Below are 13,174 nucleotides of genomic sequence, written 5' to 3' on the forward strand. Positions count from 1 at the left end.
CTCAGACCTTTTCGATGTCCGACTTGCCGAGCAGGCCGGTCGGGCGGAAGAGCAGGATCAGCACGAGCAGCCCGAACGCGACGACGTCCTTGTACTCGGCCGGCATGTAGCCCGCGGCGAAGGTTTCGGCGAGGCCGAGCAGCACGCCGCCGAGCATCGCGCCCGGGATGCTGCCGATCCCGCCGAGCACCGCGGCGGTGAACGCCTTGATGCCCGCGACGAAACCGATATACGGATTCAGCTTGCCGATCGTCAGCCCGATCAGCACGCCGCCGACGGCCGCCAGCATCGCGCCGAGCACGAACGTGAACGAGATCACGCGGTTCGTGTCGATGCCGAGCAGGTTCGCCATCTTCATGTCCTCGGCGCATGCGCGGCACGCGCGGCCCATCCGCGAATGCGAGATGAACAGCGTGAGCGCGATCATCAGCACGAGCGTCACGCAGACGATCATCAGGCGCGAATACGGGACGGTCACGTCGAAGTCGCCGCCGAGATGGATGTCGAACGCGCCGGAGATCAGCACGGGCACGGACACGTCGCGCGCACCCTGGCCGATCTGCACGTAGTTCTGCAGGAAGATCGACATGCCGATCGCGGAGATCAGCGGCACGAGGCGCGGGCCGCCGCGCAGCGGGCGGTACGCGACGCGCTCGACCGCGAAACCGTACAGGCCGGTGACGATCACCGACACGATCAGTGCGGCGCCGAGCACGAGCGGCAGCGGATAACCGGCGGAAATGCCGATGGCCGTGAGGGTCACGAGGCCCACGTACGCACCGATCATGTAGATCTCGCCGTGGGCGAAGTTGATCATGCCGATGATGCCGTAGACCATCGAGTAGCCGATGGCGATCAACGCATAGATCGCGCCCAGCGTCAGGCCGTTGACCAGCTGCTGGGCGAATTGCGGAAAGAAGTCAGTCATGTGCGGGAAGCTCCCGTTGGCGCTGGGTCGCCTGCCGCCGCCGGATCACGGCGTTCGGCCGCGCGCAACGCACGGTGTCGTCTCGGGCCGCCCGTTGGCCGCGCGATGGGCCGATGCGCGGCCAATACGCGCCCGCCCCGTCCGGGTCTCGGACAGGGCGGGCGCGCGGGCGGGTACGCCGTATTACTTGGCGGCGGTCTTCGTCGCGTCCTTGTGCCACGTGTAGACGACGAACTTGAACGCCTTCAGGTCGCCCTGCGCGTCGTACGCGACCTTGCCGATCGGCGTGTCGAACGTCGTCTTGTGCATGTACGCGGCGACCTTCGTCGGGTCGGTCGTCTTCGCTCCCGCGATCGAGTCGGCGATGATCTTCACCGCTGCGTACGACGGCATCTGGAACGGACCGTTCGGGTCGCGCTTCTTGTCCGCGAACGCCTTCACGAGCGCCGCGTTGGCCGGGTCCGCGGAGAAGTCGGCCGGCAGCGTGACGAGCATGCCTTCCGAGGCCGGGCCGGCGATCGCCGTCACGTCCTTGTTGCCCACGCCTTCAGGCCCCATGAACGTGGCCTTCACGCCCTGCTCGCGCGCCTGGCGCATCAGCAGGCCCATTTCCGGGTGGTAGCCGCCGAAGTAGACGAAATCGACGCCCTGCGACTTCAGCTTCGTGATGATCGCCGAGTAGTCCGAATCGCCGGCGTTGATGCCTTCGAACAGCACGACCGGGATCTTCGCGGCCTCGAGGTCCTTCTTCACCGACGACGCGATGCCCTGGCCGTACGACTGCTTGTCGTGCAGGACGGCGACCTTCTTCGGCTTCACGTTGTTGATGATGTAGTGCGCGGCGGCCGGCCCTTGCTGGTCGTCGCGGCCGATCGTGCGGAAGATGAAGTGGCGCTTCTTGCCTTCGGTCAGCTGCGGCGCGGTCGCCGACGGCGTGACCATCACGATGCCTTCGTTCTCGTAGATGTCCGAGGCCGGGATCGTCGAACCCGAGCACACGTGGCCGATCACGTACTTGATCTTCTGGCTGACGATCTTGTTGGCGACGGCGACGGCCTGCTTCGGTTCGCACGCGTCGTCCATCATCACCACTTCGAACTTGTTGCCGCCCGCACCGCCTGCCGCGTTGATCTGTTCGATCGCGGTCAGCGCGCCGGCCTTCACCATGTCGCCATACTGGGCGACCGAGCCGCTCATCGGACCAGCAATGGCGATCTTCACGGTTTCCGCTTGCGCGGCGGCGGCGCCGGCGGCGAACAGCACGGCGGCAACGGAAATGGACGTAAGACGGGACAGCGTCATCTGGGAGCTCCTCGATGTTGTTTAGTCATACGGGCAAAGGCGGCATGACTTGCGCAATCGAACAGCACCCGGGGCGAGGACATGGGACACGCCCGAGACACATAGAAGACGGAACTCCAGCGGAATGTTGCGTAGCGGGGCCCGGCTCTTGCAGTCCCCGGAGGGGGACGTCTGGTTCGGAAAGACATCGTGATGCGTCTTGCATTGCGCAAGCGTTTCGCCTGCCCCGCTTGCCAGATCGCTGGTTCGGAGGGATGGTCCGACAGCCATTGGCAAGGCAGTCGAAATTATATGGGCGTTTTTAAATCGTCTGTCAAAAATGCCTGTCGACTGAGGGAAAACACGTAGGGTTTGGGTGTTGTACGGTGGCGACGAGGGCGCAACCCCGGTGGGCGGGAACGTTTGCGTGGGGTGCAATCAGGTTGCGATAACAGGTGGCTGGATAGATCGGTGCCTTGTCGTGCAAGGGTTTGGGCGATTCGGCGCCGAGTCCGGCACGATCGGAGGGTGCCAGGAGGCCGATCGCGAAAAATCAATCAACTGACGATTGGGGCAGCAAGCACCAATGAGGGGCGTTCGCGCGAAGCGGTAAAACCTTCCGTTCGCCGACGATTTCATCGTCACAGAAAGCAAATTGTTATTTTCATGAAATAATACGAACTCGCTTCTGCAATCCAGCCAGCCTTCCCGCGAACCGCGCCACCGCGCTTCGCCGCGTCGCTTCAGGGCCGCACCAACGCCCGTCCGTCGTTCAGCCTCGCCAGCCAGTGATCTGCCGTTTTTCTCCATGCACATCACCTGACTGGGATCGCTGATGAGTCACGCTCTTCGCTTGTCTTTCGCCGCTGCGTTCGTGTGGACGCTTTCCGTTTCCGTAGCCGATGCCTCGGAGCGCGGCACGCTGGCCGATCGGTCGGCCGGCGCCAATGTGTTTCGCTCGGAGCGTCGTGCTGCCGGTCGCGACGAGGTGCGTGCGCGGCGCGTCACTCGACGCGCGCAGTATGCCGCGCCCGCGGAACGCAGCCCGTTCGATACGCCCGATACGCGGCCGTTGCGAGTGTCCGGCAATACGCTCGAAGCGAAAACGCCGGCCGGACATGCATCCGGCTTCGTCTTGCCTGCGAATCGCGTCGCGCTCGGCGCGGGCGGCAGCGACAGCCTCGGGCGCGCGTTGCCCGGATCCGAACAGCGCGCACGGAACTGGAACGAATACCTGCGGGACAACGGTTCGAAACCGGTCGGCAGCGGCGGGGCGTATGCGCCGACGCGGCCGTACGATGCCGCACGCGGTCCGCACGGGACGCCGAATCCGTACGATCCGTCCGTACCGCAACCGGAAACACGGACGTTTTTCGACAACGGTGCGGGCACGCATTGCACGGCTACCGGAGGCGCGGGGACGTCGTGGTCGTCCTGCAATATCGCCTGGTGACGCAGGGCGGTAACGCCGCGCGGCGCGTCAATCCAAGTCCGCGCATGCGCGCCCGTTCGCGACCTCATCCTGTCCGCGCTATGCAAACCCGTACAGCTTCGCGGGGTTCGCAACGAATATCAGCTGCTGCCAGTCCGGACGCCCGATCCAGCCGGCGATCACGTCCAGCAGGCTCGCGTCGTCCGGCTTGTCCGTCTTCTGCGTCGGGTGCGGCCAGTCGGTGCCCCAGAGCATGCGCTCCGGCGCCATGCCGATCAGCGCCTTCGCGACCGGGGCGACGTCCTCGTAGGCAGGCGCGCCCGTCTTGCTGTCGACGTACGGGCCGGACAACGTGATCCACGTATGGCCCTTGTCGACGAGGCGTTGCGCGGTACGAAGCGCGGCCGACGCCAGCCCGCCGGGCTGCGGCACGTGCGCGATATGGTCGATGACGAGCGGACAAGGCAGCGCCGCGAGATGCGGCTCCAGCTCCGGCAGCCGCGCGCCCTGCACCACCAGCTCGATGTGCCATCCGAGGTTCGCGATACGCGCGGCGAGCGGCGCCAGCATGTCGAGCGTCGTCGCGCCCGGATAGCTCAGGTTGAACCGGATCGCACGGATGCCGCCGCGATCGAGCACCCGGAGTTCGTCGTCGCTCACGGCGCCGTCGACGACGGCGACACCGCGCGCGTCGCCGCCGAACTGCGCGATCGCCGCGAGCGTGCAGCGATTGTCCGTCCCGTACGTCGACGGCGTCACGACCACGTTGCGCTTCACGCCGATCCGCGTCTGCAGGCGCCGGTATTGCGCGACGGTCGCATTCGGCGGTCGCAGCGTCGTGCCCGGCGCGACCGGGAACCGGTCGTCGTAGATGTGCATGTGACAGTCGATCGCCCCGTCGGGCAGCCGGAACGCCGGCGGCTCGATGCCGCTCGACCACGTTTCGTCGGCGGCGGCCGGCCTCGGCAATGCAGCCGAAGCCAGCGTCGCGCCGGCGATCCGGAGGAATTCACGCCTCGCCATGCGTGCCATGATCAGATGGTCCCCGTCTTGCCGACCAGCTTGCCGGCCGCATGATTGCGCGTGAGCAGCAGCAGCGTCGCGACGCTCACGAGCGTGAGGATCGCGAGCGGCATCAAGGCGAGCGCGTAGCTGCCCGTCGCGGCCTTCACCCACCCGTACACGTTCACCATCAGCCCGCCGCCGAGCAGGTTCGCGATCGCATTGACCGTCGCGAGCCCGGCCGCCACGGTGCTGTTGGACAGCATGTCGGTCGCGAGTGCCCAGAACGGCCCCTTGAACGAATACGCGCCGACCAGCACCGCGCAGAGCATGCAGACCGTCGGCAGCAGCGAGCCGCTCAGCGACGTCGCGAACAGGCCCACGCCGATCAGCAGCATCGGCACGGCCGTGTGCCAGCGCCGTTCGCCGACACGGTCCGAGCGCCGGCCCCAGTAAACCATCAGCACGGAGGCCACCGCGTACGGCACCGCGTTCAGCAGGCCGGTCTGCATGACGGTCAGGCCGAACGACTTGAGCAGCTGCGGCTGCCACACGGACAGCGTGCTGCCCGCCGCGGACGCACACGTGTCGACGAGCGCGAGGCACAGCACGTAGCGGTTGCGGAACAGCTGCGTGAGCGGCAGCGACGGCACCTTCTTGCGGGTCTTGTGGCCGGCGGCAAGCGCGCCCGAGAGCCACGCGCGCTCGTCGTCGTCGAGCCACTTCGCGTTTTCCGGCTTGTTCGTCAGCATGAACAGGCATGCGATGCCGAGCAGCACGGTCGGAATGCCTTCGAGAATGAACAGCCAGTGCCATCCGCGCAGCCCCCAGACGCCGTCCATCTGCAACAGCAGCGCGGAGATCGGCGAGCCGATGAAGCTCGCGGCCGGAATCGCGACCATGAACGTCGCGACGATGCGCGCACGATACTGCGCGGGAATCCAGTACGACAAATAAAGCAGCACGCCCGGGAAGAAGCCGGCTTCGGCCGCGCCCAGCAGGAAACGCAGCACGTAGAACGTCGTCGCGTTGTGCACGAGCGCGGTCGCCGCCGACACGATGCCCCACGTGATCATGATCCGGGCGATCCAGATCCGCGCGCCGTATTTCTGCAGCGCGAGATTGCTCGGCACTTCGAAAAAGAAGTAGGAAATGAAGAACAGGCTGCTGCCGAAGCCGAAGACCGTCGCCGACATCCCGAGGTCGTGGTTCATCTGCAGCGACGCCATCCCCACGTTGCCCCGGTCGATAAAGGCAAGCAGGTAGCAGATCATCAAAAAGGGAATGAGTCTCCAGACGACCTTTCGTATGGTCCGGCGCTCGATCGCGGACGCTTCCATGAACCCGGTTTGCATGTTGTCTCCGTTTATTGTGCGCCTGGGCGCGTTCCTGTGAACCGTTGCCACGCGATGACCGCCATGACGCCGCACGCGAGCACGGCGGCCATTGCGGCGAAGGTGTGTCGCACGCCGAGCGCCTCGGATGCGCTGCCGACGAGCAGGTAACCGAACGGCATCGTGCCGTTGTAGGCCATGCCGTACATCCCGACGAGCCCGCCGCGCACGTGATCCGGGCACTGGCGCTGAATGGTCGCGTTCGTCGACGTGGCCGCGAACGTGAGGCTGAAGCCGAGCGCATAAAACGCGGGAATCGATCCGGCCGCATCGGTCGTCGCGGCCAGCACGGCAAGCGCGCCGACCGCCGTCCACGGTGCATACGCGATGAACCGGTGCGACGCGCGCGGCCCGAATGCCGACGACAGCAGCACCGCCGCGCTCAACGAGCCGGCGCCGGCGCACGCGAAGAACACGCCGGTAAAGCGCGCCGCATCGTGAAAGCCCTGGTCCGCGAGCAGCGGCACGAGCGTCTGGTAGCTGCCGGCGAACAGGCCGATGCACGCGAGAATCGGCAGATAGCGGGCCGAGAACGCATCGGACAGGACATAGCCGACCGCATCGCGCAGGCCGCTCTCCGCGCGCGACGGGCGGCCCGCCGACGCGGTCCGGATCGACCGCACGCACGCCGCCATGAAGCACAGCGCGAGCGCATAGATCGCAAACGACGTCCTTGGCCCCAGCGTCGGATAGACGAATCCGGCGATGGTCGGGCCGACCATGCGCCCGACGTTGTAGACCATCGTGTTCATCGCGACCGCGTTGGAGGTGTGCGTCGCGTCCTGCAGGCTCGTCAGCAGCAGCACCTGCCGCGCGGGCGTTTCCACCGCGCTCGACACGCCGATCGCGAGCGCATGCGCGAGGATCAGCTTCACGCCGAGCAGGCCGAGCAGCGACAACGTGAAGAGGCTGCCGGTCAGCAGCAGCGACGCCGTCAGCACGCAGAGCGTCACGCGGCGCGCGTTGGCCGCGCCGATGCGGGAGCCCGCCACCGGCGCGACGATCAACTGCGGCCCGTACAGCAGAAAGTTGAGCAGCGCGAGGATCGCCCCCGAGCCGGACAGGTGATAGACCAGCAGATTCAGCGTGACGTTCTGCGTCCAGCTGCCGAGTACCGACGCGACCTGCCCGCTCAGATAGCGCCGCAGCGACGCCTCGGACAGCGCCGGAAACAGCGTGCTCACCCACCCCGCTCGCGTTGCCACGCTCATGACAGCGCCTTTCCGCGCGTTTCGGGCGCGAACAGCACGACCGCGGCCGCGGCGATGAACGCGACGATCGTCGTCGCGAGCCCGAGCACGAAACCGCCCGACGTCGACGCCAGCGCGCCGATGATCAACGGCGCGATGAAGCCGCCGAGCCGCCCGCCGTTGTACGCGAGGCCCATGAAGAACCCGCGCGATGCCGTGTTGCCGATGATCTCCGCGAGGAACGGGCCGGCGCCCGCGAAGATGCCGTTCACGCTGAAGCCGGTCAGGAAGATCGCGGTCATCAGCAGCCACGGATTCGCCGACACGATGTACACGCCCACGGCCATCGCGCCGACCAGCAGATAGGCCAGGAACATCGGCCGCCGGCCGAGCCGGTCGACCCATGCCGAGAACAGCAGAAACCCGGCAATCGCGCCGAACTGCAGCGCAAGCACGAACTTGAGGCTATGCACGAAGTCGAGGTGCTTCACCGTGACGAGGAACGTCGGCGTCCACGTGAATACGCCCCAGTAGAGGTACTGCAGGAAGAAGATGAAGCAGAAGGCGATGAGCAGGCCGCGCACGTTCAGCTTCTCGTGACTGGCCGTGTCGAGCTTGCGGGCGTGCGGCTTCGCGTGCCGGCGTTCGAGCCAGATCGGCGATTCCGGCGTCTTGCGCGCGACCCAGAACAGGATGAAGAACGGCGACGCGCCGATCAGGAACAGCAGACGCCAGCTGTCGCCGGCCAATCCGCCATGCGCGGCGCCGACGATGCCCGAGATCACGATCGCGAGGATCGCGCCGACCGGCAAGCCCATCTGCATCAGCGCGCCACCCTTGCCGCGCCGGCTCGGATGCCAGGTCTCCGCGATGAGCGCCGCGCCGGCGGTCCAGGTGCCGCCCATGCCGAGCGCGCCGAAAAAGCGCAACGCGGCGAACGAATGCGCGTCGGGCGCAAATGCGATCAGGCCGGAAAACAGCGAGTAGATGCCGACGCACAGCAGCGCGGTGCGCACGCGCCCGATCCGGTCCGACACGAAGCCGAACAGAATGCCGCCGACGATCTGTCCGGCCGCCGTGACGCTCGTGAACAAACCGAGCTGCGCCTTGCTCAGCCCGAACTGCAGCGCGAGCGTCGGCAGCAGCAGCGAAAGCAGGAACGAGTCGTAGCTCTCGAAGGTCCAGCCGAGCCCCGCGAGCGTCAGCGAACGCCGCTCGATACGGGTCATGCGCGTACCGCCTTTTTCCGCGGCAGCGGACGCCCTCTCCTGCGTCGCCACGGTTGCACTCGTCTTCATGGGTTGTCTCCGGGAATTGCGACGCGATACGTCGATGCGGCCGTCCGGCTGAACAGCGCGGCCTTTTCATCGGCCGACATCGCCGACGCGAGTCGTTTGAAGGCGTTCCACAGCACGCGATAGCCGAACATCCCCTTGTCGACGGGGAAGTTGCTCTCGAACATGCAGCGATCGACGCCGAAGCATTCGACGCAGGTATCGAAATACGGCTGCCACGCGGCCGCCAGTTCCTGCGACGACGGCGGCAGGTCGCGCGCGGCGAAATCGAAACCGAACACGCTCATGCCCGCGCCGCCGAGCTTCATGCGCGTGTTCGGCAGCGCGGCGAGACGCGCGAGTTGCCGTTGCCATTGCGCACGGACTTCCGCATGCCGGCCGGCATGCGGGCCCACGCCGACCGGGCCGCCGAAATGGTCGATGACCACGACGACGTCCTCGCAGGCGCGCGCGAGTTCGTACAGGTCGTCGAGCTGCGTGTGATAGACCCAGGCGTCGAGCGACAATCCGTAGCGAGCGAGCGTCGTCACGCCCCGCCGGAAAGCCGGATCCGACATCCGGTCGCGCGGCGGCGTGACCGGGCTCGATCGCACGTCGGGGCTCGCATGCCACGCGAGCGGATTGCGGATCCCGCGCAGTCGTCCGCCGGACACCTGCAGCATCGTGTCGAGCACCGCATCGAGCGCCGCGCCGAGCGACAGATCGGCGCCGCCTACGATGGCCTCGCAGCACCGCGCGGGGCCGTATGCGCCGCTTTCGAACATCGCGGCGATGCCGCTCGCGAATTGCACTTCGCCGACCGGCTTGAGCGCATCCGGCCCGCTGGCACGCAACATCGAGCGACACTGCACGTAGACCGTCGACACGACCCGATGCCCGCTGCGCACATCCGCGCCGAATTCGTCCGCGAGATAGCGCCCGGTCTGGCGGTCCCACAGGTGATGATGGGCGTCGACGATGGCAAGCTCGGGTTCGAGCACCGGCTCGTCGCGCAATGCGAGCCACTCGGGCCTGACGGGCAGATGGGGCGCGTGAACGGTCTGCATCGCGATCGCCTTAGAATTTCTGGCGCATGCCGATCACCACGCCCGTCTGGTTGTGATCGGGTGCAACCGTGCCGTAGCCGTTCACGCCAAGCGCGGAGCCGCCCTTGTTGCGCGCGAAACCGGCCGTCGCGTAGACATCGGTGCGCTTCGACAGCAGATAGTCCGCACAGAGCACGGCGAGCCACGGATCGGCACTGGTCGAATGCACGTCCTGGTAATACGCCGTTGCCGTGACCACGAACGCCGGCGACACCGCGTATTGCGCGCCGGCCCAGTACAGGTTCGCCGCGCTGGCTTCGGACCCGTTCGCGACACGAATCGGGTTCGCCGGCAGGAACGCGTTCGACGCATGCAGGTAGCGATAACCGGCGAATCCCTTCACCGGTCCGATCGCATACGACGCGGCGGCCGTCGCGCGACGCTCGGTGCCCGTGTTCGTCGCGACGGTGTTGCTGTTGCGTTGCTCGTACGACACGCTCGCGGCGAGCGGCCCCTGCGCGAAACTCAACGCGCCGCTGAAGAAGCGGCCGGTGAGCTGCGCGCCCGGCACCTCGGCGCCGTATCCGGTGTCATAGCGGGTGCTGTACATCGCTTGCGCCGTCAGCGGACCGAACACGCCGGTGTATTTCGCCGAATTGTCGATACGCGCGGCCGCCGCGTAGTCGAGCGACAGCACCGAATAGCGCGACGACGCGCCCATCGGGTCGAACGCCACGGCCTGTTCGTAGAAGAGCGAGTTCTGGCGGCCGAACGTCAGTTGCTGCCCTCGATAAGACAGCCCCACCCACGCCTGCCGGCCGAAAATCCGCGACGTCGTGGCGGCGTTCGCACCGAGGCCTTTCGTCGACTGCGCGGTCGTGCCGTCATTGATGTTGAAGCCGTCTTCCAGCTGGAAAATGGCCTTCATGCCGCCGCCGAGTTCCTCGACGCCCTTCAATCCCCAGCGCGAACCGGACAGGTTGCCCGACGCTTCGCGCGTCTGCGCGCCGCCGGTGCTCGTATTGTTGATGTGTTCGATGCCGACGTCGGCAATGCCGTACAGCGTGACGCTGCTTTGCGCATGTGCGACACCGCCCCCCAACACCGCGCTCGCGACGGTGACGGCGCCGAGCACGAAGCGGGATTTCGGGCGGGCATTCTGGCTGGCCTGATTCGACAACATGGAGTCTCCAAACTGTTTTTTGTGGGTGGGTCTGACGAAGAAATATTCACGTCCTGCGGGCGGCGGGCGCTTCGCCGGCGCACGAGCCCGGATCGCCGAGCCATGCAATGGTCAGCGCACCGAGCAGCAGCACGGCCGACACGGCGACGAGCGGCGTGGTGAAACCGCCGGAGAACTGCTTGAGCGCACCGATCAGCGACGGTCCGACGAAGCCGCCGAGGTTGCCGACCGACACGATCAGCGCGAGGCCGCCGGCGGCGGCCCGCCCGGTGAGGAATCCGGACGGAATGGCCCAGTAAGTCGCCTGGAACGCGAGGATCCCGCTCACCGTGACGCACAGCGCGATCAGCTTGAAAGCCGGCGCGTGAATGAAGGCGCTCGCGCACAGCGCTCCGGCGGCGACGGCCAGTGCACCGGCGACGTACGGAATGCGGTTGGCCGCCCGATTGGCGACCCGCGCCCACCAGAGCATCGCGCCGGCACCGATCGCATACGGAATCGCCGTCAGCCAGCCGACCACCGCGTGTTCGACGCCGAACTGCCGGATGATCTGCGGCATCCACAAGCCGACGCCGAGCGAGCCGACGATCCCGCAGAAGTTGATGAACGCGAGCACGAACACGCGCCAGTTCGTCATGGCGTCGCGCAGGTCGCTGCCATGCTTCGCGCCAATGTCGCGCTGCTCGAACGCGAGGCGCTTCGCGAGCGACGCCTTCTCTTCGTCACCGAGCCACGCCGCTTTCTCGGGACGGTCGGCCAGCACGAACAGGCACGCGATGCCGAGCACCACGGCCGGCACGCCTTCGATCAGCAGCAGCCACTGCCAGCTGCGCAGCCCGTGCAGGCCGCCGAGTTCGAGCAGCGCGCCGGAAATCGGCGAGCCGATCATGTTCGCGACGGGAATGCCGACGAGGAACGCGGCCGTCACCTTCGCGCGCCACTTGCCGGGAAACCAGTGCGTGAAATACAGATAGATGCCGGGCGTGAATCCTGCCTCGGCGAGCCCGAGCAGAAAGCGCGCGGCCGCAAAGCTCTTCGGGCCGACGACGAACGCCGTCGCCATCGAGAACAGGCCCCACGTGATCATGATTCTCGCGATCCACACGCGCGCGCCGACCTTCTGCATGATCAGGTTGCTCGGAATCTCGAACAGGAAATAGCCGATGAAGAACAGGCCGGCGCCGATGCCGAACTGCTCGGCCGTGAGACCGAGATCCTTGTTCATCGTCAGCGCGGCAAAACCGACGTTGGTCCTGTCGAGATAACTGATCACGTAGCAGACGAAGATGAACGGCAGAATGCGCCGGAACGCCTTGGCGAGCGTGCGCTCGCTGGCCGCGTAATCGTCGGCGGCCAGGCGCTCCGCGGCTTGCGCGGCGGCGCGCGGTGCGTCCTCGCCGGCATGCAGCACGTGCGAAATGGTCATGCTTGTCTCCTTCGTCGCGCGGCTGGCGGCGCGATCTTTCGGCATGCGGGCGGGAAGCCGACGCGCGGCTTCCCGGCTCGTGGTCTCAGTCCTGCTTCGCTGCCTGTTTCGGCAGCGGGCCGGCAACGGTCATGTCCGCTTTCAGGACGGAACCGGACGTCGCTTCGGTGATGAAAAGCGTCTTCATGTCCGGGCCGCCGAAGCACACGCTCGTGAGCGACGCGCCTTTCGGTCCGGTCAGGATCTCGACGGGCTCCGCGCAGTGGTTGAGCACCCACACGCGGCCGAGCCCCGGATTCGCGACGAACAGGCGGCCGTCGAGATCGACGGTGAGGCCGTCGGGGCCGCTCGGTCCGTAGGACGTGAAGAACTGGCTGACCTTCGTGACCGAGCCGTCGGCCTGCAGCGGCATGCGCCACACGGCATTGCCGCGCGTCATCGCGACGAACAGCACCTTCTCGTCGCGCGACAGGACGAGCCCGTTCGGGCTCGGGCAGGTATCGAGCAGCATGTCGAGCTTGCCGTCGGGCGACAGCCGGTACACGCGGCCCGTCGGATCGTGCAGGCCGGTCTGCCCCTGGTCGGTGAAATAGAGGTTGCCGGCCGAGTCGAACGTCAGGTCGTTCACGCCCTTGAAGCGCTCGGTGTTGCGGCGCTCGAGATACGGGCGGACTTCACCGCGCTCGATATCGAGCAGCATCACGCCGTTCCGGTAGTCGGTGATGATCAGGTGTGACGCGTCGAAGCGCTTCATCCCGTTGGGCTCGCCGTCGTATTCGGCGACGAGTTCCCAGTCGCCCGACGGTGAAATGCGGAAGATGCGCCCGTGCGGAATGTCGGTGACGAACAGATAACCGTCCGGATCCCAGACCGGCCCTTCGAGAAAGGAATCCGTGACCATTCCGCCGCGATTCGCGCGCGCCCATTCCGTGCGGACGTCCGGCTTGCGAAACTTCTCCGGCATGCGCGTGAAGACTTCGGCCTCGCGCACGTCGGGATTCGTCAGATAAAACATGCG

The 13,174-nt window shown here is 66.6% G+C and carries 11 protein-coding genes; 1 reads left to right on the forward strand and 10 read right to left on the reverse strand.

Annotation, left to right across the window (positions count from 1 at the left end):
* Position 1 precedes the first annotated feature (1 nt).
* A complete protein-coding gene (gene livH / locus AC0KUR_RS06920; protein WP_034186151.1) occupies positions 2-928 on the reverse strand; it encodes a high-affinity branched-chain amino acid ABC transporter permease LivH in 927 nt (308 codons plus the stop codon).
* A gap of 183 nt (positions 929-1,111) precedes the next feature.
* Complete coding sequence (locus tag AC0KUR_RS06925; protein WP_006484706.1) at positions 1,112-2,230, reverse strand: branched-chain amino acid ABC transporter substrate-binding protein; 1,119 nt, start codon at positions 2,228-2,230, stop codon at positions 1,112-1,114.
* A gap of 814 nt (positions 2,231-3,044) precedes the next feature.
* On the opposite strand from AC0KUR_RS06925, the gene AC0KUR_RS06930 reads away from it, so the two are divergent.
* The gene (locus tag AC0KUR_RS06930; RefSeq protein ID WP_034186149.1) at positions 3,045-3,662 is read left to right on the forward strand and encodes a hypothetical protein; all 618 of its coding nucleotides are present in this window, start codon (positions 3,045-3,047) and stop codon (positions 3,660-3,662) included.
* A 78-nt stretch (positions 3,663-3,740) separates the two neighbouring features.
* Here the strand turns inward: AC0KUR_RS06930 and AC0KUR_RS06935 are convergent, their stop codons facing one another.
* The 8 genes from AC0KUR_RS06935 to AC0KUR_RS06970 form a co-directional block, all read right to left on the reverse strand.
* On the reverse strand, positions 3,741-4,673 hold the full coding sequence (locus AC0KUR_RS06935) for an amidohydrolase family protein (protein WP_473375596.1): 933 nt from the start codon (positions 4,671-4,673) through the stop codon (positions 3,741-3,743).
* Positions 4,674-4,675: 2 nt separating this feature from the next.
* Positions 4,676-5,998: an MFS transporter gene (locus AC0KUR_RS06940; protein ID WP_059556878.1), complete on the reverse strand. Its 1,323-nt coding sequence runs from the start codon at positions 5,996-5,998 to the stop codon at positions 4,676-4,678.
* 11 nt (positions 5,999-6,009) lie between these two features.
* Positions 6,010-7,248, reverse strand: coding sequence for an MFS transporter (locus AC0KUR_RS06945; protein ID WP_059556879.1), 1,239 nt, complete (start codon positions 7,246-7,248; stop codon positions 6,010-6,012).
* Complete coding sequence (locus AC0KUR_RS06950) at positions 7,245-8,525, reverse strand: MFS transporter (RefSeq protein ID WP_473375597.1); 1,281 nt, start codon at positions 8,523-8,525, stop codon at positions 7,245-7,247. Before AC0KUR_RS06950 ends, AC0KUR_RS06945 begins: the two co-directional genes overlap by 4 nt.
* The gene (locus tag AC0KUR_RS06955) at positions 8,522-9,568 is read right to left on the reverse strand and encodes an amidohydrolase family protein (protein ID WP_124607630.1); all 1,047 of its coding nucleotides are present in this window, start codon (positions 9,566-9,568) and stop codon (positions 8,522-8,524) included. Before AC0KUR_RS06955 ends, AC0KUR_RS06950 begins: the two co-directional genes overlap by 4 nt.
* 10 nt (positions 9,569-9,578) lie before the next feature.
* A complete protein-coding gene (locus tag AC0KUR_RS06960) occupies positions 9,579-10,730 on the reverse strand; it encodes a porin (RefSeq protein WP_034186143.1) in 1,152 nt (383 codons plus the stop codon).
* 46 nt (positions 10,731-10,776) lie between these two features.
* Positions 10,777-12,156, reverse strand: a complete 1,380-nt coding sequence (locus tag AC0KUR_RS06965) for an MFS transporter (RefSeq protein ID WP_124669634.1) — start codon at positions 12,154-12,156, stop codon at positions 10,777-10,779.
* An 85-nt stretch (positions 12,157-12,241) separates the two neighbouring features.
* Positions 12,242-13,171 (reverse strand): SMP-30/gluconolactonase/LRE family protein, encoded by a 930-nt coding sequence (locus AC0KUR_RS06970; protein ID WP_124669633.1) that lies wholly within the window; start codon positions 13,169-13,171, stop codon positions 12,242-12,244.
* Positions 13,172-13,174: the final 3 nt, after the last annotated feature.

This window comes from Burkholderia sp. YHN3-13 (assembly GCF_055810675.1).

What these genes read in the sequence shown, in the direction of transcription:
- AC0KUR_RS06960 (WP_034186143.1), bottom strand. Translation starts at nt 10,730, where the DNA reads ATGTTGTCGAATCAGGCCAGCCAGAATGCCCGCCCGAAATCCCGCTTC.
- AC0KUR_RS06965 (WP_124669634.1), bottom strand. Translation starts at nt 12,156, where the DNA reads ATGACCATTTCGCACGTGCTGCATGCCGGCGAGGACGCACCGCGCGCC.
- AC0KUR_RS06925 (WP_006484706.1), bottom strand. Translation starts at nt 2,230, where the DNA reads ATGACGCTGTCCCGTCTTACGTCCATTTCCGTTGCCGCCGTGCTGTTC.
- AC0KUR_RS06950 (WP_473375597.1), bottom strand. Translation starts at nt 8,525, where the DNA reads ATGAAGACGAGTGCAACCGTGGCGACGCAGGAGAGGGCGTCCGCTGCC.
- AC0KUR_RS06955 (WP_124607630.1), bottom strand. Translation starts at nt 9,568, where the DNA reads ATGCAGACCGTTCACGCGCCCCATCTGCCCGTCAGGCCCGAGTGGCTC.
- AC0KUR_RS06970 (WP_124669633.1), bottom strand. Translation starts at nt 13,171, where the DNA reads ATGTTTTATCTGACGAATCCCGACGTGCGCGAGGCCGAAGTCTTCACG.
- livH (WP_034186151.1), bottom strand. Translation starts at nt 928, where the DNA reads ATGACTGACTTCTTTCCGCAATTCGCCCAGCAGCTGGTCAACGGCCTG.
- AC0KUR_RS06940 (WP_059556878.1), bottom strand. Translation starts at nt 5,998, where the DNA reads ATGCAAACCGGGTTCATGGAAGCGTCCGCGATCGAGCGCCGGACCATA.
- AC0KUR_RS06935 (WP_473375596.1), bottom strand. Translation starts at nt 4,673, where the DNA reads ATGGCACGCATGGCGAGGCGTGAATTCCTCCGGATCGCCGGCGCGACG.
- AC0KUR_RS06930 (WP_034186149.1), top strand. Translation starts at nt 3,045, where the DNA reads ATGAGTCACGCTCTTCGCTTGTCTTTCGCCGCTGCGTTCGTGTGGACG.
- AC0KUR_RS06945 (WP_059556879.1), bottom strand. Translation starts at nt 7,248, where the DNA reads ATGAGCGTGGCAACGCGAGCGGGGTGGGTGAGCACGCTGTTTCCGGCG.